General features: G+C 60.9%; 21 protein-coding genes, 2 tRNA genes and 1 pseudogene. 12 read left to right on the top strand and 12 right to left on the bottom strand.

Going from position 1 to position 25,907, the window contains the following annotated elements; genetic code table 11:
- Window positions 1-196: 196 nt before the first annotated feature.
- Together TRP66_RS15155 and TRP66_RS15150 are read right to left on the bottom strand one after the other, a co-directional pair.
- Window positions 197-1,375: a vWA domain-containing protein gene (locus tag TRP66_RS15155; protein ID WP_333404107.1), complete on the bottom strand. Its 1,179-nt coding sequence runs from the start codon at window positions 1,373-1,375 to the stop codon at window positions 197-199.
- A 31-nt stretch (window positions 1,376-1,406) separates the two neighbouring features.
- A complete protein-coding gene (locus TRP66_RS15150) occupies window positions 1,407-2,252 on the bottom strand; it encodes an AAA family ATPase (RefSeq protein ID WP_333404105.1) in 846 nt (281 codons plus the stop codon).
- A gap of 106 nt (window positions 2,253-2,358) precedes the next feature.
- Between TRP66_RS15150 and TRP66_RS15145 the strand changes: the two genes are divergently transcribed.
- On the top strand, window positions 2,359-2,559 hold the full coding sequence (locus TRP66_RS15145) for a hypothetical protein (protein WP_333404103.1): 201 nt from the start codon (window positions 2,359-2,361) through the stop codon (window positions 2,557-2,559).
- A gap of 33 nt (window positions 2,560-2,592) precedes the next feature.
- Here TRP66_RS15145 and TRP66_RS15140 read toward each other — a convergent pair whose 3' ends face one another.
- Window positions 2,593-3,663: a DUF748 domain-containing protein gene (locus TRP66_RS15140; protein WP_333404101.1), complete on the bottom strand. Its 1,071-nt coding sequence runs from the start codon at window positions 3,661-3,663 to the stop codon at window positions 2,593-2,595.
- A 125-nt stretch (window positions 3,664-3,788) separates the two neighbouring features.
- Here TRP66_RS15140 and cysK point away from each other — a divergent pair, with 125 nt between their 5' ends.
- Window positions 3,789-4,763, top strand: coding sequence for a cysteine synthase A (cysK, locus tag TRP66_RS15135; protein ID WP_333404099.1), 975 nt, complete (start codon window positions 3,789-3,791; stop codon window positions 4,761-4,763).
- Window positions 4,764-4,925: 162 nt separating this feature from the next.
- The gene (locus TRP66_RS15130) at window positions 4,926-5,864 is read left to right on the top strand and encodes an aspartyl/asparaginyl beta-hydroxylase domain-containing protein (RefSeq protein ID WP_333404097.1); all 939 of its coding nucleotides are present in this window, start codon (window positions 4,926-4,928) and stop codon (window positions 5,862-5,864) included.
- 27 nt (window positions 5,865-5,891) lie between these two features.
- Here TRP66_RS15130 and TRP66_RS15125 read toward each other — a convergent pair whose 3' ends face one another.
- Window positions 5,892-9,365, bottom strand: coding sequence for a hybrid sensor histidine kinase/response regulator (locus tag TRP66_RS15125; RefSeq protein WP_333404095.1), 3,474 nt, complete (start codon window positions 9,363-9,365; stop codon window positions 5,892-5,894).
- A gap of 327 nt (window positions 9,366-9,692) precedes the next feature.
- Here TRP66_RS15125 and TRP66_RS15120 point away from each other — a divergent pair, with 327 nt between their 5' ends.
- Together TRP66_RS15120 and TRP66_RS15115 are read left to right on the top strand one after the other, a co-directional pair.
- The gene (locus tag TRP66_RS15120) at window positions 9,693-11,567 is read left to right on the top strand and encodes an MFS transporter (RefSeq protein WP_333404093.1); all 1,875 of its coding nucleotides are present in this window, start codon (window positions 9,693-9,695) and stop codon (window positions 11,565-11,567) included.
- 262 nt (window positions 11,568-11,829) lie between these two features.
- Complete coding sequence (locus TRP66_RS15115; RefSeq protein ID WP_333404091.1) at window positions 11,830-12,120, top strand: hypothetical protein; 291 nt, start codon at window positions 11,830-11,832, stop codon at window positions 12,118-12,120.
- A gap of 20 nt (window positions 12,121-12,140) precedes the next feature.
- Here TRP66_RS15115 and TRP66_RS15110 read toward each other — a convergent pair whose 3' ends face one another.
- Both TRP66_RS15110 and rdgC read right to left on the bottom strand, forming a co-directional pair.
- Complete coding sequence (locus tag TRP66_RS15110) at window positions 12,141-13,106, bottom strand: bile acid:sodium symporter family protein (protein WP_333404089.1); 966 nt, start codon at window positions 13,104-13,106, stop codon at window positions 12,141-12,143.
- 106 nt (window positions 13,107-13,212) lie between these two features.
- Window positions 13,213-14,133: a recombination-associated protein RdgC gene (gene rdgC / locus TRP66_RS15105; RefSeq protein ID WP_333404088.1), complete on the bottom strand. Its 921-nt coding sequence runs from the start codon at window positions 14,131-14,133 to the stop codon at window positions 13,213-13,215.
- A gap of 161 nt (window positions 14,134-14,294) precedes the next feature.
- Between rdgC and TRP66_RS15100 the strand changes: the two genes are divergently transcribed.
- The 7 genes and pseudogenes from TRP66_RS15100 to TRP66_RS15070 all read left to right on the top strand — a co-directional run bounded on the left by TRP66_RS15100 (window position 14,295) and on the right by TRP66_RS15070 (window position 18,216).
- A tRNA-Val gene (locus TRP66_RS15100) sits at window positions 14,295-14,370 on the top strand.
- A 21-nt stretch (window positions 14,371-14,391) separates the two neighbouring features.
- Window positions 14,392-14,468: transfer RNA gene (locus TRP66_RS15095), tRNA-Asp, on the top strand.
- Window positions 14,469-14,648: 180 nt separating this feature from the next.
- Window positions 14,649-15,579 (top strand): annotated as a pseudogene (locus TRP66_RS15090) (AEC family transporter).
- Window positions 15,580-15,754: 175 nt separating this feature from the next.
- A complete protein-coding gene (locus TRP66_RS15085) occupies window positions 15,755-16,510 on the top strand; it encodes an FKBP-type peptidyl-prolyl cis-trans isomerase (protein ID WP_333404086.1) in 756 nt (251 codons plus the stop codon).
- A gap of 390 nt (window positions 16,511-16,900) precedes the next feature.
- A complete protein-coding gene (locus TRP66_RS15080; RefSeq protein WP_333404084.1) occupies window positions 16,901-17,350 on the top strand; it encodes a YkvA family protein in 450 nt (149 codons plus the stop codon).
- Between the two features lie 132 nt (window positions 17,351-17,482).
- Window positions 17,483-17,824 carry a helix-turn-helix domain-containing protein gene (locus TRP66_RS15075; protein ID WP_333404082.1) on the top strand — a complete coding sequence of 114 codons (342 nt, stop codon included), beginning with the start codon at window positions 17,483-17,485 and terminating at the stop codon, window positions 17,822-17,824.
- Window positions 17,821-18,216, top strand: a complete 396-nt coding sequence (locus tag TRP66_RS15070; protein WP_333404080.1) for a hypothetical protein — start codon at window positions 17,821-17,823, stop codon at window positions 18,214-18,216. The genes TRP66_RS15075 and TRP66_RS15070 overlap by 4 nt, the downstream gene beginning before the upstream one ends.
- A 4-nt stretch (window positions 18,217-18,220) precedes the next feature.
- On the opposite strand, the gene TRP66_RS15065 is transcribed toward TRP66_RS15070, so the two are convergent.
- The 6 genes from TRP66_RS15065 to TRP66_RS15040 form a co-directional block, all read right to left on the bottom strand.
- Window positions 18,221-19,993, bottom strand: coding sequence for a bifunctional diguanylate cyclase/phosphodiesterase (locus tag TRP66_RS15065; RefSeq protein ID WP_333404077.1), 1,773 nt, complete (start codon window positions 19,991-19,993; stop codon window positions 18,221-18,223).
- Window positions 19,994-20,110: 117 nt separating this feature from the next.
- On the bottom strand, window positions 20,111-22,192 hold the full coding sequence (locus TRP66_RS15060; RefSeq protein WP_333404075.1) for a carboxy terminal-processing peptidase: 2,082 nt from the start codon (window positions 22,190-22,192) through the stop codon (window positions 20,111-20,113).
- A gap of 342 nt (window positions 22,193-22,534) precedes the next feature.
- The gene (locus TRP66_RS15055; RefSeq protein WP_333404073.1) at window positions 22,535-23,188 is read right to left on the bottom strand and encodes an HAD family hydrolase; all 654 of its coding nucleotides are present in this window, start codon (window positions 23,186-23,188) and stop codon (window positions 22,535-22,537) included.
- 28 nt (window positions 23,189-23,216) lie between these two features.
- Window positions 23,217-24,206, bottom strand: coding sequence for an ABC transporter ATP-binding protein (locus TRP66_RS15050; protein WP_333404072.1), 990 nt, complete (start codon window positions 24,204-24,206; stop codon window positions 23,217-23,219).
- Entirely contained in the window at window positions 24,203-25,006 is an 804-nt protein-coding gene (locus tag TRP66_RS15045; RefSeq protein ID WP_333404070.1) for an ABC transporter permease, read from the bottom strand. Before TRP66_RS15045 ends, TRP66_RS15050 begins: the two co-directional genes overlap by 4 nt.
- Window positions 24,993-25,835: an ABC transporter permease gene (locus TRP66_RS15040; RefSeq protein WP_333404068.1), complete on the bottom strand. Its 843-nt coding sequence runs from the start codon at window positions 25,833-25,835 to the stop codon at window positions 24,993-24,995. Before TRP66_RS15040 ends, TRP66_RS15045 begins: the two co-directional genes overlap by 14 nt.
- Window positions 25,836-25,907: the final 72 nt, after the last annotated feature.

Here is a 25,907-nt window from a genome sequence, read left to right as displayed (position 1 = left end):
TTTGCTGAATCAAATTCAGCGATTTTGCTGTTTGGATAACTGTTTGTTTGCATGTAAGTCATTACGCCTTAGTGTCAATTAGATTGACTGTTAAGACGTAATCAGCTGAAAGGGTTGCTGTCAATAGGTAGCGGTTTGTTATCAGTGCTCAGTCCGACCCATTCGTACGGGCGCTTCGAGAAAGGCGCCGGATTGCTTACTTCGCCAGGTGTTTCATCCCTTCTTCCAGTCCACTGAGCGTCAGCGGATACATCTGGTCTTCGATCAGGTCGCGAACGATATGCACGGACGTCGTGTAGTCCCATGTGTCTTTCGGGTAGGGATTGATCCAGATGATCTTCTTGAATTTGGCCTTGAAGCGCTGCATCCAGACGTAGCCGGCCTCTTCGTTCCAGTGCTCGACACTGCCGCCGGGCTGAGTGATTTCATAAGGCGCCATGGAGGCGTCGCCGATGAAGATCACTTTGTAATCGGCCCCGTACTTGTGCAACACGTCCAGAGTCGAAGTGCGTTCGGCATTGCGCCGCAAGTTGTTCTTCCACACCGATTCATAGATGAAATTGTGAAAGTAGAAATATTCCATGTGCTTGAACTCGGTCCGGCAGGCGGAGAACAGTTCTTCGCAGACTTTCACATGGGCATCCATCGAGCCGCCGATGTCGAAAAGCAGCAACAGTTTGACAGTATTGCGCCGTTCGGGGCGCATCTGGATATTGAGCAGTCCTGCGTCCCGTGCGGTGTGATCGATAGTGCCGTCGATGTCCAGTTCGTCCGCCGCGCCCTGGCGCGCGAACTTGCGCAGGCGGCGCAAGGCGACCTTGATATTGCGGGTGCCCAGTTCGACCTGATCGTCCAGGTTGCGGAATTCGCGCTGGTCCCAGACCTTGGCCGCTTTGCCACGACGTTCGCCCGCATCGCCGACGCGGATGCCTTCGGGGTTATACCCGCCTGAACCGAACGGACTGGTGCCGCCGGTACCGATCCACTTGTTGCCGCCGGCATGGCGGCCTTTCTGTTCTTCCAGGCGTTTCTTGAATGCCTCGATCAATTTGTCGAGGCCGCCCAGTGACTGGATCTGTGCGCGTTCTTCTTCAGTCAGCGAGCGCTCGAACTCCTTGCGTAACCACTCCTCCGGGATCAGGGCTTCCAGATGATCGTCCAGCTTGTCCAGGCCGTTGAAATAGGCGCCGAAGGCCCGGTCGAACTTGTCGAAGTGACGCTCGTCCTTGACCAGGATAGTGCGGGCCAGGAAGTAGAACTCGTCGATATCGGCGAACACGACCCGACGCTCGAGGGCATGGATCAGGTCCAGCAGCTCGCGCAGGGACACCGGGACCTTGGCGGCGCGCATTTCGTTGAACAGGTTCAGCAGCATGGCTTTTGCCTTTTCCGAAGGTGAAGCGCGGTCAGCGGCTGCCGCGGCGACTCATAAACGCCAGGCGTTCGAGCAACTGCACATCCTGCTCGTTCTTCACCAGCGCGCCGGCCAGGGGTGGAATCGCCTTGGTCGGATCGCGTTCACGCAGCACGGCTTCGCCAATGTCGTCGGCCATCAGCAGCTTGAGCCAGTCCACCAGTTCCGACGTCGACGGCTTCTTCTTCAGGCCGGGCACCTTGCGCACGTCGAAGAACACATCCAGCGCTTCGCTGACCAGATCCTTCTTGATGCCGGGGTAATGCACGTCGACGATCTTCTGCAGGGTAGGGCGGTCCGGGAACGCTATGTAATGGAAGAAACAGCGGCGCAGGAAAGCGTCCGGCAGCTCCTTTTCGTTGTTGGAGGTAATGATGATGATCGGACGATGCCGGGCCTTGATGGTTTCATCGGTCTCGTAAACGTAGAACTCCATCTTGTCGAGTTCCTGCAACAGGTCGTTGGGAAACTCGATGTCGGCCTTGTCTATCTCGTCGATCAGCAGAACGACCCTCTCCTCGGCTTCGAAAGCTTCCCAGAGTTTGCCTTTCTTGAGGTAATTGCGTACGTCGTGGACCTTGTCGACGCCCAGTTGCGAATCGCGCAGCCGGCTGACCGCATCGTATTCGTACAGACCTTGATGAGCTTTGGTGGTGGATTTGATATGCCAGGTAATCAGGCGCGCACCGAAAGACTGGGCCAGTTGTTCGGCCAACATCGTCTTGCCGGTGCCCGGCTCGCCCTTGACCAGCAGCGGCCGCTCCAGCGTGATGGCAGCATTGACCGCGAGCTTGAGATCGTCGGTGGCGACGTAGGCATGAGTACCTTCGAACTTCATTGATGAACCTCTGGCGCGAAATGGGTGGAAAAGGATGGTGCGAATATAGCCGGTAATGCGCTGGCGTTCCGCTGCCGTTATGCGTCAGTTCGCTGTAGGAGCCAGCTTGCTGGCGATGATCGCCAGCAAGACGGATTGCCGCCCGCTGGCTCCTACAAAATCGTGCGCCGACGTAGGAGCGGCTTCAGCCGCGATCTGTCGCGAAGCGGCAGCAAAACCGAGCAACGCGGTGTTTCGGGAAAACCGCATTATCGTTCATCGCCAGCAAGCTGGCTCCTACGGACGCGAGATCGCCGCAATCCTGTAGGAGCCAGCTTGCTGGCGATAGGGCCTTGTGCTCTCAGGAATCCCCACTCCCTTCATACCGCGTATTGAACGCCTGGATAAAGCCATTGCGCAGGATTTGCAGGAAGGCCTGCAGACCGCTGATGTCCTGTTGCTTGACGCTGCCGCTGAGGTCGACCCGGGTGGCGAACTGGTTTTGCTTCTGGTTCTTGAGCACGGTTTCGGTTCCGCCGACCACGGCTTCCCAGATCGAGCGGAAGAAGCCCTTGTCCTTGTTTTCCACGTCCTGTCCCCAGTTGAAGACGTCGACATTGCGCAGCAGCGGCTTGATGTAGCCGCTCAACCGGCCGCTGTCCGCCTTGGCTTCCACGACCAGATCGCCGCTGCCGGCATTGAAGTCGAATTTGCCGTAGGCCGACGCGAAGTCGTTGAGTCGGCGCAACTGAATGCCCGTCACCCGCAGGTTGAAGTCGAAATCCTGAAAATCGCTGAGCGGATCGAAGGTTGCGGCGGTTTCCAGATTGCCGTGTCCGAGCACTCGCGCCTTGCCCTCGAACCGCGCGTCGCGCTTGCCTTCCAGGTCTTCCACGTTGGTCAGGTTATAAAGGCTGGCGTTGACCCGGTCGGCCTCGATATTCACTTGCGGCTTGGAGTTGAAGTTGCGGAAGGTGATCCGACCATTGCTGATCCGCGCTTCGTTGAGGGTCATGGGCAAAAGCTTTTCCACCTGATCGCGCCAGTCGGTGCCCTGACCGGTCTGGGAAGCCTGCTTGTTGCTGCCGCCGTCGACGAAGTTCACCTCAGGCTCGATGAAGATCGCTTCGGCGACCACAGCATGGTCGTACCACAGCGCGTGCCAGCTCACCGACAGGTCGATCAGCGGCGCCTTGACGAAGGGCACCGGCACCTTGCCGTCCACTTTGACGATCTCCAGGCCTTTGATCTTGTACGCGCCGCGCCATAGCGCCAGGTCCACATCGGCGATATGTCCCCGGTAATCGCCCATGTCGGCAAGTTTGTCATTGAGGTAGTTGCGCACCACGTAGGGCAGCGCAATGTGGGCGGCGATGAGCAATACGACGAGAGTGGCCAGGGTCCAAAGTGGCCAACTGTAGCGACGTTTCATGGCGTGGGTCTCCAGTTCCAATGACAGGTTGACTGCACAGGTGCTGATCCGTTCGCTGCGACTGGACGCATGCGGGCCGGGGGCATAGGCTTGGCGTTTCAATGGATGTGGACAAGGACACGATCATGAGCCGTATATACGCAGATAACGCCCACTCCATCGGCAATACGCCGTTGGTGCAGATCAACCGTATCGCGCCCAGAGGCGTCACCATTCTGGCCAAGATCGAGGGGCGCAATCCGGGTTATTCGGTCAAATGCCGGATCGGTGCCAACATGATCTGGGACGCTGAAAGCAATGGCCGGCTCAAGCCGGGCATGACCATCGTCGAGCCGACCTCGGGCAATACCGGCATCGGGCTGGCCTTCGTCGCCGCCGCCCGTGGCTACAAACTGATGCTGACCATGCCCGCTTCGATGAGCATAGAACGACGCAAGGTGCTCAAGGCGCTGGGCGCGGAAATAGTACTCACCGAACCTGCCAAGGGCATGAAAGGTGCGATCGCCAGGGCTGAAGAACTGGTCGCGAGCAATCCCGAGCAATACTTCATGCCGGCGCAGTTCGGCAACCCGGCCAACCCGGCCATCCACGAAAAAACCACCGGCCCGGAAATCTGGTCCGACACCGACGGCGCTGTTGACGTGCTGGTCGCGGGCGTGGGCACCGGCGGCACCATCACCGGCGTTTCCCGCTATATCAAGAACACTGCCGGCAAGCCGATCCTGTCGGTGGCCGTGGAACCCGATGCATCGCCGATCATCAGTCAGGCGCTGGCGGGTGAAGAGATCAAGCCAAGCCCGCACAAGATCCAGGGCATCGGCGCCGGCTTCATTCCGGCCAACCTCGACCTGTCGCTGGTCGACCGCGTCGAGCGGGTCACCGACGATGAAGCCAAGGCCATGGCGCTGCGCCTGATGCAGGAAGAAGGCATTCTGTGCGGCATTTCCTGCGGCGCGGCGATGGCGGCGGCCGTTCGTCTGGCCGAGAAGCCCGAAATGCAGGGCAAGACCCTGGTCGTGATCCTGCCCGATTCGGGCGAGCGCTACCTGTCGAGCATGCTGTTCAGCGATCTGTTTACTGAACAGGAACTGCAGCAATAAGCCATCTTTGTGCGCGGACGCTTCTTGCGGGTCCGCCAAGGGTTTATGATGCGCTCTTCGTGATCCGCCGCGCGCCTGACACAGGCGCGCGGCGTTCTTCAGCCGTTGATCGTGACAGCGGGCGCGCGCCGTGCGCCATCTGTCCGTTCCAGGGAGAGTTGCATGTCCTTTTCATTTGCTGCCAAGGCATCAATCCTGATGATCTTCCTGGCCAGCACGCTTTATGTCCACTTGCGCGGCAAGGCCCGCTTGCCGCTGTTGCGTCAGTTCGTGAATCATTCGGCGCTGTTCGCGCCCTACAACGCCCTGATGTATCTGTTTTCCGGCGTGCCGTCACGGCCGTATCTGGATCGCAGCAAATTCCCTGAACTCGATGTGCTCAAGAACAACTGGGAAACCATTCGCGACGAGGCCATGCGCCTGTTCGACGAGGGCTACATCCGGGCCGCCGAGAAGAACAACGACGCTGGCTTCGGTTCGTTCTTCAAGAAAGGCTGGAAGCGCTTCTATCTGAAATGGTACGACAAGGCCTTGCCCTCGGCCGAAGCGCTGTGCCCGCGTACGGTCGAACTGGTCAACAGCATTCCCAACGTCAAGGGCGCGATGTTCGCGCTGCTGCCGGGCGACAGTCATCTCAACCCGCACCGCGATCCGTTCGCCGGCTCGCTGCGCTATCACCTGGGCCTGTCCACGCCGAACTCCGACAACTGCCGTATCTTCGTCGATGGTCAGGAATATGCCTGGCGTGATGGCGAGGATGTGATGTTCGACGAAACCTACGTGCACTGGGTCAAGAACGAAACCACCCAGACCCGGGTGATTCTGTTCTGCGACATCGAACGCCCGTTGAGCAGCCGCCTGATGACGCGCATCAACCGCAGCGTCAGCGCGTTCCTGGGCCGTGCCACGGCACCACAGAACCTCGATGACGAACGGGTCGGCGGCATCAACCGCGCCTACGCTGCCAGCAAGCGGTTCAGCGACACCTTCAGCGGCAAGGTCAAACAGTTCAAGCGCAGCAATCCCAAGGCCTATCGGGTGCTGCGCCCGGTGTTGGCCGTTGTCGTACTCACCTTGCTGGGTTACTGGCTGTTCGGCTGATTCTTTCTGGCGCCCACTCGTGCTCGGTCAGCTCAAGCTTACGTGGCGGCTGAGCAGGGCGCGCAGGGCGGCCGGCTTGACCGGTTTGGGCAGGTAATCCAGACCCGCGGCGTGGACCTGATCGATGAGGTCCTGTCGGCCATCGGCACTGATCAGCACGCCCGGTACCGGCTGGCCGAGGCGTTTGCGCAGCCAGACCATCAGTTCAGTACCGGTTTCACCCTCATCCAGGTGATAGTCCACCAGCGCGACCTGAGGACGCACGCCGTTATCGAGCAAGGCCGCACACTCTTCGCGGCTTCGCGCGGTCCAGACCTGGCAGCCCCAGCGGGACAGCAGACTGTTCATACCGATGAGGATGCTGTCTTCGTTGTCGATGCACAGCACCTGGGTGCCATTGAGCGCGGGTCGATTGATCTCCGTCGGCAGTTCTACCGGCACTGGCAGCGCCTTGGCCAGCGGAACGCGAACGCTGAACACGCTGCCCCGGCCGGGCCATGAACGCACTTCCAGAGGATGACCGAGCACCCGGCACAGACCATCGGCGATCGCCAATCCCAAGCCCATGCCCTTGATCGCATGGGTCTGGTGGCTGTCGAGGCGTTTGAACTCTTCGAAGATGACCTTGCGCTTGTCTTCCGGAATGCCGGGGCCGCGGTCCCAGACTTCCAGACTCAGCTCATCGCCGCGTCGCCGCACGCCGAGCAAGATCGGGCCTTTCGAGTAGCGAAAGGCGTTGGTAAGGAAGTTCTGCAGGACCCTGCGCAGCAATTTGATGTCGCTGTCGACGCGTAACGGACTGCCCTTGACCCGGAAATCCAGGCCCTGCTCCTGGGCTTGCGCCTTGAATTCCGCGCCCAGGGTGTCGAACAGCGCGCTGAGCGGGAAGGGCTGGCGCTCCGGGGTGATCTTGCCATTCTCCAGACGAGAGATGTCCAGCAAGTCGCTGATCAGGTCCTCGGCCGAGCGCAGCGAGCTGTCCAGGTGCTGCACCAGCTGCCGAGCCTCGTCGGACATGCCGTCTTCCTGATGTGACAAGGCCGCGGAAAACAGTCGGGCGGCATTGAGCGGCTGCATCAGGTCATGACTGACCGCGGCCAGAAAGCGGGTCTTGGATTCGCTGGCCGCTTCGGCGGTGCCCTTGGCTTCGGTCAACGCCTGATTGAGCTGCGACAGTTCGTGGGTACGCTCGGCGACCCGCTGTTCCAGGCTTTCATTGACGCCCTTGAGCGCCTGCTCGGCGGCGCGGAACGCGGTGATGTCGGTGAAACTCATGACGAAACCGCCGCCCGGCATCGGATTGCCGATCAGTTCGATCACCCGTCCGTTGGGGAACAGTCGCTCGGAGGTATGGGCGCGGCCCTGGCGCATCCAGTGCAGGCGGCGCGCCACATGGACCTCGGCTTCGCCCGGCCCGCACAGCCCGCGCTCGGCGTTATAGCGGATGATGTCGGCAATCGGCCGACCGACGCTGATCAGGCCTTCGGGATAGTTGAACAGCTCCAGATAGCGATGATTCCAGGCCACCAGCCGCAGGTTCTGGTCGACCACGCTGATGCCCTGGGTGATGTTTTCGATGGCGCCTTGCAGCAGCGCCCGGTTGAACTGCAACACCTCCGAGGCCTCGTCGGCGATGCGCACCACGTCTTCGAGCTGCATGTCGCGGCCTTCGATGGCCGCCTTGACCACCGCGCGGGTCGAGGAGGTGCCCAGTACGCCGGCCAGGAGGCGTTCGGTGTGGGCAATCCAGTCGCCGTTGGCGTTCTGGCTGGCGTTGAATTCCTTGCCCTGGCGATAGGCAAAACGCAGGAAGCTCTGCCGCGCCCGCTCTTCGCCCACGAATCGCGCGGCAAGGTTTAAAAGATCCTCGATCTGCACCGCCAGCATCGGCCGCGTCAGTCCCCAGTTATGCGTCTCCTGGCCGATGAAACGGCCGGCCTGCCAGTGTTCGGAAACCCGCGTGCGAGACAGCATCGACACCCAGACGAACAGGGTGCAGTTGCCGGCCATCGACAGCACCACGCCCTGGGTCATTGGCGTGATCGGCAGGTTGAATGGATTGCTGTGCAGCCAGGACAGCAGCGGGAAGTTGTCCAGCGACCAGCCCATGCCGGTGGCGGCCACCGGTAGCACCAGGGTGTAGAACCAGATGAAGATCCCCGCGGCCAGCCCTGCGAATACGCCCCGGCGGTTGGCGTGTTTCCAGTACAGCGCGCCGAACATGGCCGGTGCCAGTTGGGTGATTGCGGCGAATGCGATCTGGCCGATGGTCGCCAGGCTCGCGGTCGAACCGAGCATGCGGTAGCTGACGTAGGCCAACAGCAGGATCACCACGATGCTGACCCGGCGCACCGACAACATCCAGTGGCGGAATGCCTCGAACGGGCGCTCGGTGTTCTTGCGGCGCAGCAGCCAGGGCAGGAGCATGTCGTTGGAAATCATGGTCGACAGCGCCACGCAGGCCACGATCACCATGCCGGTGGCCGCCGAAGCGCCGCCGATGAATGCCAGCAGTGCCAGCGACGGATGCGCATGGGCCAGCGGCAGGCTGATGACGAAAGAGTCGGGCAGCATGCTGCCCGGCAACAGCATCTGGCCCGCCAGGGCGATGGGCACGACGAACAGTGCGGCCAGCGCCAGGTAGATCGGAAACACCCACTTGGCGAGGTTCAGGTCCTGCGGCTCGATATTCTCCACCACCGTCACGTGGAACTGCCGTGGCAGACACACGATGGCCATCATCGCCACGCCGGTCTGCACGATCATCGAGGGCCAGTTGATGGTTTCCTTCCAGTAGGCTTCGAGCCTCGGGGCGAGCATTGCCTGGTTGAACAGGTCATCGAAGCCGTCATACAGGCCGAATGTCACGAACACCCCGACCGCCATGAACGCCAGTAGCTTGACCAACGCTTCGAAGGCGATGGCCAGCACCATGCCGCGATGGTGTTCGGTGACATCCAGATTGCGCGCGCCGAAGACGATGGTGAACAGTGCGAGGACCACGGAAACCACCAGCGCCGTGTCCTGGGCGCGGGTGCCGGTCGAGTCCGCCAGCGCGCCGATCAGAATGTTGACCCCCAGCACGATGCCTTTGAGCTGCAGCGCGATATAGGGAAGCATGCCGATCAGGCAGATCAGCGCGACCATCACGGCCAGCGGCTGGGACTTGCCGTAGCGGGCAGCGATGAAGTCGGCGATGGAGGTGATGTTTTCCTGCTTGCTGATCAGCACCATTTTTTGCAGCACCCAGGGCGCCAACAACATCAGCACAATGGGACCCAGGTAAATAGGCAGGAACGACCAGAGCTGCTCGGCGGCCTGGCCGACCGCGCCGAAAAACGTCCAGCTGGTGCAGTACACCGCCAGCGACAGGCTGTACACCCACGCGCGCAGCGTCGGGCGCAGGTTGGCGCTGTAGCGGTCTCCATAGAAGGCGATGGCAAACATGATGGCCATATAGGCAAGGGCGACGGCAGCGATCAGCCCGCTGGACAGCGACATGGCAAATTCCGGAATTCTGAATAACGCGCAGTCTCGCACGCCGCCCGGCGTTCGTCTTTGTCGACCAAGGTCGAGCGTGGTGTTATGTCGCAGGCGGACAGCCTGTGGCCTGTTTGCAATCGATCCGGCTCTGTCGCGAGCAAGCTCCCTCCCACAGGAATGTATTCCATCGTCTGACCGCCGCGGTCTTCGTGGGAGGGAGCTTGCTCGCGACGAGGGCGGTGATGACCGACTCAAATACCTATCGACATCCACAGCGCTTGCGTCTTCAATGTGCGTCGAGCTGGCGCGCGGCCAGCTCGCCCCAGCCATTCAGGACCATGGACGATGAGCAATCAATCGCAGTTTTCATTGCTAGGAAAGCGCCGCTTCCTGCCGTTTTTCATCACTCAGTCGCTGGGCGCGTTCAACGACAACGTCTTCAAGCAATCCCTGATCCTGGCGATCCTTTACAAGCTGAACATCGACGGCGACCGCTCGGTTTACGTCAACCTGTGCGCCTTGCTGTTCATCCTGCCCTTCTTCCTGTTCTCGGCCCTGGCGGGCCAGTTCGGCGAGAAGTATCGCAAGGATTCGCTGATCCGCCTGATCAAACTGGGCGAAATCGTCATCATGGTGGTAGGCGCTGCGGGGTTTCTGTTCAATCACTTGGTACTGATGCTGGTAGCGCTGTTCGCCATGGGCACCCACTCGGCCCTGTTCGGCCCGGTGAAATACTCGATCCTGCCGCAACACCTGCGTGAAAACGAACTGGTGGGCGGCAACGCGCTGGTCGAAATGGGCACCTTTCTGGCGATCCTCGCCGGCACCATCGGCGCGGGCATGATGATGTCCTCGCCTTATTACCCATTCGTGGTGTCCGGTGCCATTGTGCTGATTGCCTCGCTGGGGTTCATCGCCAGTTTCGGTATTCCCCAGGCAGCGGCCGCCAACGCCGAGATGAAGATCGACTGGAACATCTTCAGCCAGTCCTGGGCCACCCTGCGCATGGGGCTCACCCAGACGCCGGCGGTGTCCCGCTCCATCGTGGGCAACTCGTGGTTCTGGTTCGTGGGGGCGATCTATCTGACCCAGATTCCCGCTTACGCGAAAGAATGGATGTACGGCGACGAAACGGTCGTGACTCTGATTCTGACCGTGTTCTCGGTCGGCATCGCGCTCGGCTCGTTACTGTGCGAGCGCCTGTCCGGCCACAAGGTGGAAATCGGCCTGGTGCCTTTCGGTTCGATGGGCATCACGCTGTTCGGGCTGCTGTTATGGTGGCACTCGGGCGGCTTCCCGCAGAACGTGCAAGCCAACGACTGGCTGGCTGTCCTGTCTGCCAGCGAAGGTATGTGGGTGCTGTTCGATATCCTCGGGATTGGCATTTTCGGCGGCTTCTACATCGTGCCGCTGTACGCCTTGATCCAGTCGCGCACCGCTGAAAAGGAGCGTTCGCGAGTCATCGCCGCCAACAACATCCTCAACGCCCTGTTCATGGTGGTTTCGGCGCTGGTCTCGATCCTGCTGCTCAGCATCGCCGGTCTCTCCATCCCCGAGCTGTTCCTGGCCGTGTCCTTGATGAACGTCGCGGTCAACGTGTACATCTTCAAGATCGTGCCGGAATTCACCATGCGGTTCCTGATCTGGCTGCTCGGCCATTCCATGTACCGGGTCGAGCATCGCAACCTGAACCTGATTCCGGAAGAGGGCGCGGCACTGCTGGTCTGCAATCACGTGTCCTACGTGGACGCGCTGCTGATCGCGGGCGCGGTGCGACGGCCGATTCGCTTCGTCATGTACTACAAGATCTACCGATTGCCCGTACTCAACTTCGTCTTCCGCACCGCCGGGACGATCCCCATCGCCGGACGCGACGAAGACCCCGAAGTCTACGACCGCTCCTTCCAGCGCATCGCCGAGTACCTGGCCGATGGCGAACTGGTGTGCATTTTTCCCGAGGGAAAGCTGACCCTGGACGGCGAGATCAGCGGCTTCAAGCGCGGCATGACCCGGATTCTGGAAGAAACCTCGGTGCCGGTGATTCCCCTGGCCTTGCAAGGATTGTGGGGCAGCTTCTTCAGCCGCGACCCGAACAAGGGACTGTTCCGCCGCTTCTGGTCACGTGTGGTGCTGGTGGCAGGCCCGGCCATCCCCGGCCCTGACGCCGCGCCGGTGGCCGTGCGTGAGCAGGTGAAGCTACTGCGTGGGGACGGGCGCTAGCCAAGGTTCATTGTCAGCCCTTTCTGAAAGGTAAGCGGGAAAAGTCTTGATCGAGGCTTATTGGCCTTGGGGGCGTCTGCTCTCGGATAGGCTTTCCCGCTTATTTCTATAAGGAAGCTGATCATTGAGTCGGTACAAAGCTAAGACGTGGTGGGGCCTTGTTCTTGCAGGTTGCATCCTCGGCGTTATATGGATCATCACGCGCACTCCCGCTCCAGTGTTGACGAAGATCCTCGCGACTTACCCGGTCGGGAGCCAAGGCATGTTGTATGCGGTGCTGAGTGACAGTGGAGGCGCGACAGTACCGATGACATACCGTTACTACGTACACAGGCGCATGGATAACCCATCAGAGGCACTAGAGTCGTTGCGAAATGAGGGGGCGGCATTTCTGGTAACCCGAGACGCCAGCGCGCGAGTCGAGGTTCAAGGAAACGTGGTGAAAATCGCAGTGAAGAAGGCGGTTTTCAGTTTCAACACGCCCACGCTGTTTCAGCATCAGGACGGCTATACGACTGTGGATGTCTGGCTGCAAGCGCAACCAGACGAGTGAGCAGCATGTGCTATTGCAGCTCAATCATGCGTTGTCGCTCGGGAATCGGCCGGGCCAGTTTCTTCCGGCATCTTGCGGAAATAGGTCGATAGCAGCGCCCCCGAAATATTGTGCCAGACGCTGAACAGCGCGCTGGGTACGGCGGCCAGCGGTGAGAAGTGCGCGCTGGCGAGGGCAGCACCTAGGCCTGAGTTCTGCATGCCGACTTCCAGCGCCAGCGACTTGCGCTGGGGCAGCGGCAGTTTGAACAGCTTGCCGGTGAAGTAGCCCAGCAGGAAGCCGAACGAGTTGTGCAGGATTACCACGGCCATGATCAGCAGGCCCGATTCGGCGATCTTGCTCTGGCTGGCGGCGACCACGGCGCAGACGATCATCACGATGCTGACCACCGACACCAGCGGCAGCACGTCCACCGCGTAGCTGACTTTCGCGCCCAGCACCCGCTGCGCCAGTACGCCGAGCACGATAGGCAACATGACCAGCTGCAGGATCGACCAGAACATGTCCATGAAGGACACCGGCAGCCAGGCGGAAGCCAGGAACCAGATCAGGGTCGGGGTCAGCAGCGGGGCGAGCAGGGTAGTAACGGCAGCGATTGCCACGGCCAGCGCCAGGTCACCTTTGGCCAGCCACGCCATCACGTTGGACGAGGTGCCGCTCGGGCAGCAGCCGACGAGGATCACGCCCACCGCGATTTCCGCCGGCAGATGAAACACCTGGCACAGCAACCAGGCCACGCCCGGCATGATCACAAAGTGCGCGACCACGCCCAGCGCCACGCGCCAGGGATTGCGTGCCACTTCCGAGAAGTCTTCAAGCTTGAGGGTCAGGCCCATGCCGAACATGACCAGCCCGAGCAGCGGGACGATCCAGCCTTTCAGACCGATGAACGCCTGCGGAAACAGGAACGCCAGAACGGCGAACAACAGTACCCAGTATGCGAAGGTGTTACCGACAAAACGACTCAGGGCCGCCAGTGCACGCATGGTGTGAAACCTTTCTTGTGTTTATTCAGTGGTGGGTGATCGCCAGCAAGCTGGCTCCTACACGGACCTGTAGGAGCCAGCTTGCTGGCGATAGGCATGAAACGAATCAGATCCCCTGCGGAATCTCTTCGCCACCCAGTGCGTCGAACAGCTCCGGCAGAAATTCGCCGAAGGTCAGCATCATCAGAGTGAAGCTGGCGTCCAGCTGGCCCAGGGCCTCGTCGCCGCCGTCTTCTTCGGCCTGATCCTGCAACAGCTCCTCGAACTTGAGGCGCTTGACGACCATCTTGTCGTCCAGCACGAACGACAGCTTGTCCTGCCAAGCCAGCGACAACTGGGTAACGACCTTGCCGGTGCTCAGGTGCAGCTGGATTTCGTCGCTGGTCAGGTCCTGACGCTTGCAGCGCACGATGCCGCCGTCTTCGTGGGTGTCACGCAGTTCGCATTCATCCAGCACGAAGAAGTTGTCGGCGGCTTTCTGCGAAGTGACCCATTCGGTCATGACCGCGGTCGGCGCGGTTTTCACGGTCAGCGGGCGAACCGGCAGGGTGCCGATGACTTCGCGCAAGGTAGAAAGCAGGTCTTCGGCACGCTTGGCGCTCGCCGAGTTGACCAGGATCAGGCCTTGCTTGGGCGCGATGGCGGCGTAGGTCTGCGACCGGCGGATGAAGGCGCGAGGCAGGAAAGCCTGGATGATCTCGTCCTTGATCTGGTCGCGTTCCTTCTTATAGACCTTGCGCATCTGCTCGGCTTCGATCTCTTCGACCTTTTCCTTGACCGCGTCACGCACGACGCTGCCGGGCAGAATGCGTTCTTCCTTGCGCGCGGCGACCAGCAGGAAATCTCCGCTGACGTGTACCAGCGGGGCGTCTTCGCCCTTGCCGAAAGGTGCCACGAAGCCGTAGGTGGTCAGCTCCTGGCTGGCGCAGGCTCGCGCCGGTTTGGTTGCCAATGCGGTTTCCAGTGCCTCTGCGTCAACGGGCAGATCCTGGGTCAGGCGATAGACAAGCAGATTTTTGAACCACATGAGGCGAATCTCTCTTTGTACAAAAAGGGGGGCATTATTCGCTTCTCCGGCTCCGCGGCCAACCCTGCGCTAAGCCTTTGGCAGGACTGTAAAAATTATTTGAAAAAGTGCTTGCCAGACTTCAGGTCGCTCCGTAGAATGCGCGCCACACCGAGAGTGAAGGGTGATTAGCTCAGCTGGGAGAGCAGCTGCCTTACAAGCAGCGGGTCGGCGGTTCGATCCCGTCATCACCCACCAAACTCACTTCAAGTGTTACGCGCAGCGGTAGTTCAGTCGGTTAGAATACCGGCCTGTCACGCCGGGGGTCGCGGGTTCGAGTCCCGTCCGCTGCGCCATATTCAGTATCGAGGCCCTTGAACTCCTCGATACGCACAGAAAAGCGACCTCAGGGTCGCTTTTCTGCTTTTTGCGTTCCGAAAATCCTGCCCTCGATCCTGTTTGCAAGGCTCTAGCCTTGGACTCTGCCGTCAGTCGGCCGTAAGCTTTGGCGTTTTCAAAGTCCCGGCCCGGCACCCATGCATACCGTCCTCGCTGTCGTTCTGCCTATCTTCGCGCTGATCCTGGTGGGGTTATATCTGCCGCAAGACCAACCGGCTGGGCGAGCGCGCCGCATCCGAGATCAACCGCATGGTCGTCTGGCTGTGCTTGCCGGCGCTGCTGTTCAAAGTCACAGCGACCACGACGCTGGAGCAGATCTGGCAACCCGGTTTCATCATCAGTTTCGGCGCCGGGACGCTGGCGGTGTTCGTTGCGACACTGGCGTGGCGCCTGGCCAGACGCCAGCCGCTGGTGGTCGCCAGCATGGACGGCCTGACCGCCGGCTACGCCAATACCGGTTACATCGGCATCCCGCTGTGCCTGCTGGTCTTCGGACAGGCGGGGCTGGAGCCGGCGCTGATTTCGTCGCTGATCGTGGTGTGCGTGCTGTTCGCCGTGGCCGTGGTCTGCATCGAGATCGGCCTGCAGCAGGAACGCCACATCGGGCGCGCGGTGGCGACAGTGCTCAAGGCGCTGGCGAAGAATCCGTTGGTCGTCACACCGATTCTGGGTGCCTGCTGGGCGGCAACGGGGCTGGGAATCGCTGAGCCGGTCATGCATTTTCTCGACATGCTGGCCGCCGCCACCACGCCCTGCGCGCTGATCTCGCTGGGGTTGTTCCTGGCACAGAAGCAGGCCGCACCGAAGCAGGGCGCATGGCCGCTGGTGGGCATCAAGCTGATCGGCCAGCCGCTGATCACCGCCGTCCTGGCATTCAAGGTGTTCAGCTTGCCGACGGTCTGGGCGCAGTCTGCGGTGCTGCTCAGCGCACTGCCCACCGGAACCGGGCCGTTCATGCTCGCCGAGTATTACCAGCGCGAGGCGGGCGTCATTTCGCGCGCGATCCTCTATTCCACGCTTGGCTCACTGGTGACCCTGGCAGGGCTGTTGTACTGGCTGGGGGTCTGACGCAGCGCAAACTGAACTCGGACTGAACGACCCCCATGTTGCGACGGAAAACCGTTGGGATACCTGAACTTATCGCCGTCATGCCCCTCTGATGCCGGTAGCCATTGATCGCGGCAGCCTGATAAGCTCGCGGCTTTACACGTTTGCCCTTTTGGCGCATGAACAAGGAATAAGCATGAAACAGCATCGGTTGGCAGCAGCGATTGCCCTGGTCGGTCTGGTCCTGGCAGGCTGTGACAAGCAAGCCAGCACCGTTGAGCTGAAAACTCCCGCCCAGAAAGCTTCCTACGGCATCGGCCTGAACATGGGCAAGAGCCTGGCTCAGGAAGGCATGGACGATCTCGACTCGAAAGCCGTTGCCCTGGGCATCGAAGATGCCGTCGGCAAGAAAGAGCAGAAGCTCAAGGACGAAGAACTGGTTGAAGCCTTCGCGGCGCTGCAGAAGCGTGCCGAAGAGCGTATGGCCAAGATGAGTGAAGAGTCGGCTGCGGCCGGCAAGAAATTCCTCGAAGAAAACGGCAAGAAGGAAGGCGTGGTCACCACCGCTTCCGGCCTGCAGTACCAGATCATCAAGAAAGCCGATGGCGCTCAGCCCAAGCCGTCCGATGTGGTGACCGTTCACTACGAAGGCAAGCTGATCGACGGCAAGGTGTTCGACAGCTCGGTAGAGCGTGGCAGCCCGATCGATCTGCCGGTTGGCGGTGTGATTCCAGGCTGGGTCGAAGGCCTGCAACTGATGCACGTCGGCGAGAAGATCAAGCTGTTCATCCCGAGCGATCTGGCGTACGGCGCACAGAGCCCAAGCCCGATGATCCCGGCCAACTCGGTACTGGTTTTCGATCTGGAACTGCTCGGCATCAAGGACCCCGCCGCAGCGGCTGCTCCGGAAGCCGAAGCGCCAGAGGCGGAACCGGCCAAGACGCAGAAGTAAGCGCGACTTGCTTGACCCGACGCCCTGTCCCTGGACAGGGCGTTTTTGCATCTGGAGCTTTTGGCGAACGCTTGGCACTCTCCACAGTCAACGTAGTGTCGGGCTTGCCCAGCGCGGCTGCGAGGCACTGAATGCTTCAGATAAATTGTCGGACAGTCCGGCAAGCCGCCTGACTTGTGAGAAACCGCGCTAAGTCAGCGATTTAGCGGGATTTTTCAGATGAGTAAAAAACGCGCGATCCGTCATCCGGCCGTATAAAACGGGCGGTTCCGGCCTTAAAGCTGCGGCTGTTCACAAGGTTATCCACAAAATATGTGGATAACCTTGCGCCACAGTTTCAGGCCGGATCAGAGGCAGCCATCAACGAACCTTCACCGAACGGGAGTGAACATGAAAGCACCATGGAATCTGATCCGCTATCTGCCCGGCGCCCGACGCGTGCTGGCGGCAGGGCGTCTGCCGGCGCTGTTGTTCGCGGTGGCTCGCAAAGGGTCCGCCGAAGGCAGTCGCCTGGGGCGCATAAAGGACGATCTGCGTCTGTTGCAGGCCTTGTGTCTGGCGTATTGGCGAGGCGAGTACCGGGACATCAGCGCCAAGTCGATCCTGTCGATCGTGGCCGGCCTGATGTATTTCCTGAGCCCGCTTGACGCCATCCCCGACTGGATTCCGGGGCTGGGCATGTTCGATGACATTGCCGTCCTTGCCTGGATCATGAAGCATCTGACCGACGAGCTCGATGCGTTCCGGGCCTGGCGTGAGCGTCAGCCGCCCGAGAAGCTGGTGGTCGTCGAACGTCTGCCGGACAGTCAGGCCCTGCTGGAGCAGGAAAAGGGTCAGTAATGAAACAGGTTTCCGACGTTTTACACAGTTCGTGTAAAACGGTTGTATGACTGTTGCCGCAAACTGCTGTTAATATGCCAGCATCTGGAGCAAACCTGTCTGAACAATCCATCTGCCAACAAGGGGAGAGGTATGGATCTTCAAGTGATCTCGCGTGATGGGGAACCGGAATATGCGGTATTGCGCTGGGCTCAATACCAGGCGCTCCTGAAAGCTGCGGGTCAGGCCGGATCGCTGGCTTCAACGCCGGATGCCTTGCCGTCCGCCGCGCCGGAAGGCGAGCGTCCCGGCCTGGATGAGCTGCGCGCATTGCGACTCGCCAAAGGTCTGGAAGTCGCCCAACTGGCCCGCACCGTGGGCATCAGTCCGTCCTATCTGGAATTGATCGAGAGCGGCAGTCGAAACCCCGATGCGGCGATCAAACGTAGCCTGGCCTGGGAACTGGGCGTGGCCGGCTGGCGGGGTGAGGCATGAGTGTGCGCATCAGCCGCCAGCACTGGGACGCGCTGTTGGGCGAGCTCGATCATGCACGCCGTCAACGTCATCTGGTGACTTACCGGGCGTTGCTGGAACGCCTGCAATTGCCGTCACCGGCCATGCAGACCCTGACCGCAGCGCTTGAGTACCTGGCGGCGATCGATGCCCGCGCCGAGCAACCCTTGCGCAGTTCGCTGGTCATCAGCCAGGGCGCGAGCCGTCTGCCGCGCACCGGATTCTTCGAATGCGCGGAGCGTCTGGGCCGTTTCTCGGGTCCCTCCGACGGCGTGGCCGCGGCCTCGTGGCACGCGTCGGAGGTGGTCCGGGTGTTCGAATACAGTTATCCGGAAAGCGAAGAGCGACAGGGTGTCGCGCCCCCTCGCGACTGATTTCTCAGGGCAGCGCGGTAACCTCCGGGCGCGGCACCTCCATGACGTGAATGCTGGCCCCTGTCACTTCCTTGGCGAAATGCTTGGCCTGGGAGGCCAGATCCGCCAGCCGGGCGGCATCCACCTGAGCGCAGCTCTCCTGACGCAAGTGCACCACTCCGATGGAAAGCGATAGCAGGGGAAACTCCTGGCGCTGACCTGATCGGTTCAAAGCCGTGAAACAGCCTGCCTCAAGATGTTCGGCGCGGTAGAAGCGGCGACATTGATTCTGGAAATCTTCAAGCAGATGGTGCAAACGTTTTTCCCAGCCCTCGATACCGAGCACCATCAGAAAATCGTCTCCGCCGATATGCCCGACGAAATCGCGACTGTGGTCGATCCGGTCATTCAGGCACTGCGCCAGGCACAGCAACACCTCATCGCCACGGGCATAGCCGTAGATATCGTTGAAAGGTTTGAAACTGTCGATGTCGACGTAACAGATCATCGATTCGCGGCCTTGTTGCAGCAGGCGGGTGAGACACTGCTGAATTGGCACGTTGCCGGGCAACAGCGTCAACGGGTTCGCGTGTCGCGCCTGCTGGATCTTCAGCTCGGTAATCAGCTTCAGCACGTCGATCACCCGCCCCAGACCCAGGTAGGCGCCGTCCTGGGTAATGATGAAATCCTCCTCGATACGCTGCCGCGCCCGGCTGGTCAGCAGGCGGCTGACTTGTTGCAATGACTGGCCCAGCTCGACGGCCAGGAAATCGTCGCTCATCAGACGGCTGATGGGCTTGCGGGCGAACAGCTCGGTGCCGAACGGCTTGAGAAGCGCTTCGGACAGGGAATGCCGATGCACGATGCCGCACGGCCGGTTCTCGTCGTCCAGTACCGCCAGCGAATTCAGATTGGCCTGCCTGCGAAAGGCTTCCAGGACTGCCGCGGTCGGTGTTGCATGGCTGACCGCGGTTTGCGGGTTGAGCAGGGCGCCCAGGTCAGTTGCCTCGTCATTGAGCGGCGCGCCGGGCTGATCGGCCTTGGGCAACAGCGTCTGCACCTCGTGGGCGGGACGCTCCTGAGGCCGGGCAAGCAGATAACCCTGCACCAGGTCGACACCCATGTCGGTCAGCGCACCCAGTTCCTCGGGCAACTCGATGCCTTCGGCAATCACCGTGGCGCGGGATGCCCGGGCCATTTGCAGCATGGAGCCGACAAACTCGCGCTTGACCGCGTCCTGGTGGATGCCGTCGATGAAGTGCCGGTCGATCTTCACGTAGTCAGGCCGCAACTCCGACCACAGCCGCAGGCTGGAATATCCCGCGCCCAGATCATCCAGGGCAATGGAAAAACCCATGTCCCGATAATGGTGAAGCGCGTTGTACAGCAACTCCACATCGTCGGTGGGCATCTGCTCGGTCAGTTCGATGACCACGTCGTTGGGAGCGATCCTGTAGCGACGCAGCATTTCCAGGGTGCGGCCCGGAGGGTGCGCCGCTTCAAGCAAGGATTCGGGCGAGACGTTGAGGAACAGCTTGCCTGGCAGCTTCTGCTCGCTGAAGCGGCAGCAGGCGCTGTCACGGCAGGCCAGTTCCAGTTCGCTCAAACGGCCTGCTTGCCGCGCGACCGCGAACAGATTGATAGGGGAGTGCAAAGCGCTGTTGGACGGACCACGGGTCAGGGCTTCGTAACCCAGAATGCGGCGTTCGGAAATCGATACGATCGGCTGAAAGAGGCTGTGCAACTCACCGCGTGACAGAATGGCGCTCAGACTGCTCAACTGCTCTTTCAACGTCATGACGATCTCGGTCGCAAAAAAAGGGGCTGGATGCATTTGCATCAGCCCCGTATTTCACGACGGTTTCATGACTGTTTGATGACATTTGCCATTAAAAAGCCAGTATTTACCGCGTTTTTACTTTTTTGCGACCGAGGCACTCAGGCCCAGGTAATCGATCAGGATCCGCCCGGTTTCAGCCAGATAGGCGTCATCCTCTGGCTTGGTCTTCTCATCTTCCACCGGCAAGGCGTCCTCGTCTTCCTTCTTCAGTTCCTTGAGCGGCTCTTCGCCTTTGGCTTTGCGGCGCGTGTTCTCCAAGGCCAACTGCTTGCTTTCGATGGATGCGTGCTCGGCGCGGCGGTCGGCTTCGTTCAGGCTGACCGTTTTCTCGCTCATCAGCTGCTTGGCAAGCGCCAGGCGATCTTCGATGAACACGAACTCGGCGTTCTTGGCGGTACGCGCGTCATGTCGGCTCTGCAACTGGGCCAGGAACGGTTTGAACGGGTCAACGGCAGGGCGGATCGCCGGACGAATACTGTCCCACGGCATGGCTTCGGGCAGCGCGCTCTCACCAATTTCCTTGGTATCGATCAGCGACGGATAAGTGATATCCGGCACTACGCCCTGATGCTGGGTGCTCTGGCCCGAGACGCGGTAAAACTTGGCAAGCGTCAGCTTCAATTCGCCGTGATTGAGCGGCTGAATGGTCTGCACGGTGCCCTTGCCGAAGGTCTGGCCGCCGATCACCAGCGCGCGGTGATAGTCCTGCATGGCACCGGCGAAAATTTCCGAGGCCGAGGCCGAGAGGCGGTTCACCAGCAATGCCATCGGACCTTTGTAGAAGGCGCCCTTGGCTTCATCTTCCAGCACGTCGACCTTGCCGTCGGCATTGCGCACCAGCACGGTCGGCCCTTTGTCGATGAACAGGCTGGTCAGCTCGGTGGCTTCCTGCAACGAGCCGCCACCGTTGTTGCGCAGATCCAGCACCACGCCGTCGACCTTTTCGGCCTGCAGTTCGGTCAGCAGTTTCTTTACGTCACGCGTGGTGCTCTTGTACTCCGGATCGCCAGCACGATACGCCTTGAAGTCCAGATAGAAAGCGGGAATGTCGATGACGCCCAGCTTGAAGTCGCGGCCGTCCTGGTTGATGTGCAAAATGGATTTCTTCGCAGCTTGCTCTTCGAGCTTCACCGCTTCACGGGTGATCGCGACTACTTTGCTGGTCTGGTCATTCGGCGCATTGCTGGCCGGGATGATTTCCAGACGAACCACAGACCCCTTGGGACCGCGGATCAGCTTGACCACTTCGTCCAGACGCCAGCCGATGACATCGACCATTTCTTTGTCGCCCTGGGCCACGCCGACGATCTTGTCCGCCGGCGCCACCTGCTTGGTCTTGGCCGCCGGACCTGCCGGCACCAGGCGCACGATCTTCACGTTGTCGTTATCGCTCTGCAACACCGCGCCAATGCCTTCCAGCGACAGGCTCATGTTGATGTCGAAGTTCTCCGCGCTGTCAGGCGACAGGTAATTGGTGTGCGGATCGTAGGACATGGCGAAGGTGTTGATGTACGCCTGGAAAATATCCTCGGCGCGGGTCTGGCTCAGGCGAGCCAGCTGATTCTTGTAACGCTTGACCAGGGTTTCCTGGATCTTGGCCGGATCCTTGCCCGCGATCTTCAAGCGCAGGACTTCGTCCTTGACGCGCTTGCGCCACAGGTCGTCCAGCTCGGCGGCGTTCTTCGGCCAGGCGGCATCCTTGCGGTCGACCAGCAGGGTTTCCTTGGCGTTGAAATCGAGCTTGTCGACCCCCTTGTTCAGTTCGGCAAGGGCAAAGTCGAGGCGGGACTTGATACGGTCCAGATAGCGCTTGTAGATGGTGAAGCCGGGATTCAGATCGCCGCTCTTGAGGAAGTCGTCGAACTGGGTCTGCCACTTGTCGAACTCGGCAATGTCGCTGGCCAGGAAATAACTGCGCGCCGGGTCCAGAAGCTTGAGGTAGCTCTGGTAGATGATGGCCGAGCGCTTGTCGTCCAGCGGCGGCTTGCTGTAGTGATGGCGCTTGAGCAGCTCGACCACGTTGAGGCTGGCGACCACTTCGTCGCGATCAGGCTGAAGATTATCCCAGCTATTGGCGGCAAAGGTGCTGGCCGACATCGGCAGTACGCCGAGGCCGACGATCAGAGCGAGGGCAGTGCTTGGGATCAGGTGCTTCATGCTGGTTCGACGCGGTGACAATTGATAACGCATATTAGGCCGTCTTTGAGGTCGCCGGTTCCATCGGTCCCGGCCGCATAATGCAAAAGCCCGAGGCAGCAGCCACGGGCTCAGTCTTGACTCACTATGGCGGCACCTTGCAGGCATTGCAAGGCGTCGAGACGCCCGTAGGCCGGCCGGAAAGGCCGCAGTGCGCCACGGATTGTCGAGAAGGCGCGCCAAGTGAAATCGGTTCAGCCGGGATTCAGCTGGCTCTCCGTCATCCCTATCGCCAGCAAGCTGGCTCCTACGGTCCAGTGTAGGAGCCAGCTTGCTGGCGATGGGATTGGCACGTCGGGCGGGTCAATCCCACCGATGCACCGGCCAGCCGGCCTTTTGCGCGTGCTCCAGCAACACCGGATCGGGATTGACCGCGTGGGGATGGTCCACGCGCAGCAGCAGTGGCAGGTCGTTGCGCGAATCGGAATAGAAACTGGCGCCTTCGAGGTTCTCGCCTTCGGCGTCCAGCCAGTCCAGCAGGCGCGTGACCTTGCCTTCCCGGTAGGTCAGCACGCCCCGCGTGGTACCGCTGTATACGCCGTGTTGAATGTCCAGCTCGATCGCCAGCACCTCGTCCACGCCCACCCGTTCGGCGATAGGCTTGACCAGATGCTCGCCCGACGCCGAGATGATCAGAATCCGGTCGCCGCGTGCCCGGTGCTCGGCAATGCGCTTGCAGGCATCGCTGTAGAGAATCGGCTCGATGACGTCTTCGACCCAGGGGCCGACCAGGTGATCGACCTCCTCGGGCGTGCGCCCGGCGATCGGCTCCAGGCTGAACGCCATGTAGTCTTCCATCGCCAGTTCGCCTGCGCTGTAGGCGGCCATCAACTCCCGGTCGCGCTTGAGGAAGGACTCGGCGTCCACCCAGCCCAGCCGCGCCATCTGCTCGCTCCAGAGACTGGCGCAGTCGCCGCCGATGAGGGTTTCGTCGAGATCGAAGATTGCCAGCGGCATTGCCCGCCTCCTTGTCTGGAAATTGCGCTCAGCCTACCGCGCGCAGTGCGGAGGCGTCGATGGTCAACGCCACGCGACGGCCGCTGGGGTGCAGATCGTCCGCCGAACGATTCAGCACATCGACCACCAGGTCAACGTCGCGTGCCCGGACCCGGTAGCGAATCACATTGCCCAGCAGGCTGTGGCCCAGCACTTCGCCGTCGAGCTCACCGCTCAGGCTCAACTGGATCGCTTCAGGACGAATGGCGATGCGACTGCCGACCGGCCGTTGCAGCAGGCGCGCCGCGGCCTCCGGTTCAAGCAGGTTGTAATTGCCGATGAAACCTGCGGCGAAGGCATCGACTGGCGCGGTGTAGAGCGTCTCGGCATCGCCGCTCTGGACGATGCGGCCCTGATTCATCAGAAAAATGCGGTCCGACATGGTCAGGGCTTCTTCCTGATCGTGGGTCACGAAGATCGTCGTAAGGTTCAACTCGCGCTGGATCGCCCGGATCTGCTCGCGCAGGTGTTTGCGAATCCGCGCGTCCAAGGCCGACAGCGGCTCGTCAAGCAGCAGCAGGCGCGGCCGGGTAACCAGCGAACGGGCCAGCGCCACGCGCTGACACTGACCGCCGGACATCTGGTGCGGGTAGCGACCGGCAAAGTCCTGCAGCTCGACCAGTTCCAGCACCTGCGCGACCCGGTCGCGGCTTTCCCTGGCGGCGATCTTCTGCATCTTCAGGCCGAACGCCACGTTCTGCTCGACCGTCATGTTGGGGAACAGCGCGTAGCTCTGGAACACCATGCCGATGTTGCGTTTCTGCGGGGTCATCGGCACCAGATCCTGGCCGTCGAGCAGGATCCTTCCGCCGTCGACCGGCGTCAGGCCCGCGATGCAGCGCAGCAGCGTGGACTTGCCGCAGCCGGACGGGCCGAGCAGGGTGACGAATTCACCTTGTTCGATCCGGCACTCGATGTCGCTGAACACCGCAGTGCCGGTATAACTCTTTCGCAGGTTTTCAATGCTGACGAAGCTCATCGGGCGTGTTTGTCCTTGTTCAGGCGGTTGGCGATCCAGGTCAGCACCAGCACGAAGAAGAAATAGGAAATCACCAGTGCGCTGTTGAAGTGGCCGCTGCTGTTGCGCATGTTGTTGAGGTACACCTGCAAGGTTTCGTAACGCGTTCCTACCAATAAGTTGGCGAAGACGAACTCTCCGAACAGGAACGAGAAGGACAGCAGCAGAGCCACCATCAGGCCTTTGCGCAGATTCGGCAGCACTACCAGAAACGCCGCCTGCCAGGTACTGGCGCCCAGCAGTTGCGCGGCGTCCATCAGGTCGCGCAGGTTGATGGCCTGCAAATTGTTGGTGATGGCCCGGTACATGAAGGGCAGGGCGACAGTGAAATAGCAGCCGATCAGAATCCAGGGCGTGCCCACCATCGGCAGCGGCCCCGAACCGTAGAGCTGCAACAGCCCGACGGAAGACACCACCGGCGGCACGGCGAACGGAAGCAGGATCAAGACGTTCATCAGCCCGTCCAGTCGCGGGAAGTGGTAATGCACCACGAACAGCAGCGGCAGGATGAGCACCACTGACAGCAGCAGAGCGCCCACGCAGATCAGCAGCGACTGCCCAAAGGCGGTCAGGAAACGCGGATCGCTCCACAACGCCACATACCATTTCAACGTCAGGCCGCTGGGCAGGATGCTGGCCGACCAGCTGGTCGAGATCGAATACACGAAAGTGCCCAGCAATGGCAGCAACAAAATCAGGAACACCCCGTAGACCACCACTCGGTGGTACAGGCCCGCAGGCTTGAAATCAGCGCGCGACATGGTAGCTCCTTCGCAGCAGCCATTGATGGACCAGCGTGACCAGCGTCATCAGCCCGACCAGGATCATCGCCAGCGCGCTGGCCATATTCGGGTCGAGCGTGATGTCGCCGGCCACCAGAGCCGCGATGCGGATCGGCAATACGTTGAAATTGCCGGTGGTCAGCGCGTAGACCGTGGCATAAGCGCCGAGCGCGTTCGCCAGCAGGATGACAAAGGTGCCCAGCAGGGCAGGCGTCAGCACCGGCAGGCCGACGTAGCGCCAGAACGCGAAGCCGCTGGCCCCCAGCAGGGCCGCTGACTCCTGCCAGTCCTCGCGCACCGCATCGAAGGCCGGGTACAGCAGCAGGATGCCCAGCGGAATCTGAAAATAGGTATAGAGAATGATCAGGCCGGTCTTCGAGTACAGATTGAAGTCGTCGATGATTCCGGACTGCTTGAGCATCAGCGTGATGGCGCCGTTGAACCCCAGCAGAATGATGAAGGCGAACGCCAGAGGCACGCCGGAAAAGTTGCTGGTCATGTTGGCGAACGCGTTCACGAAGTCCCGCAGCCGGGAGTCCACCTGGCGCAGCGACCAGGCCGCGAGGATCGCGATCGACAGGCCGGCGACGCTGGACCAGAAGCTGATCTCCAGACTGAATTGCATGGCCTGACGATAGAAGCGCGAATTGAACGCCTTGCTGAAATTGGCCCAGCCCCAGCCGCTGTCGGTCTGCAGACTGTGAACGGCGACCCAGGCCAGCGGCGCGATCTGGAACACAATGAAGAACAGAGCGAAGGGCAGCAGGCATAGCAAGGCCAGCTTTTTGCCGCGCGTCGATGCGTTCAAACCGGTAGCTCCCCACGATACCGCGGCCACGGGCCGCCATTCGACCACGCGTCGATGTTCACGATGCTATGC

The sequence above is a fragment of the Pseudomonas sp. JDS28PS106 genome (assembly GCF_036706555.1).
Classification (GTDB): Bacteria; Pseudomonadota; Gammaproteobacteria; order Pseudomonadales; family Pseudomonadaceae; genus Aquipseudomonas.
This window is presented reverse-complemented; position numbering and strand designations above follow the sequence as displayed.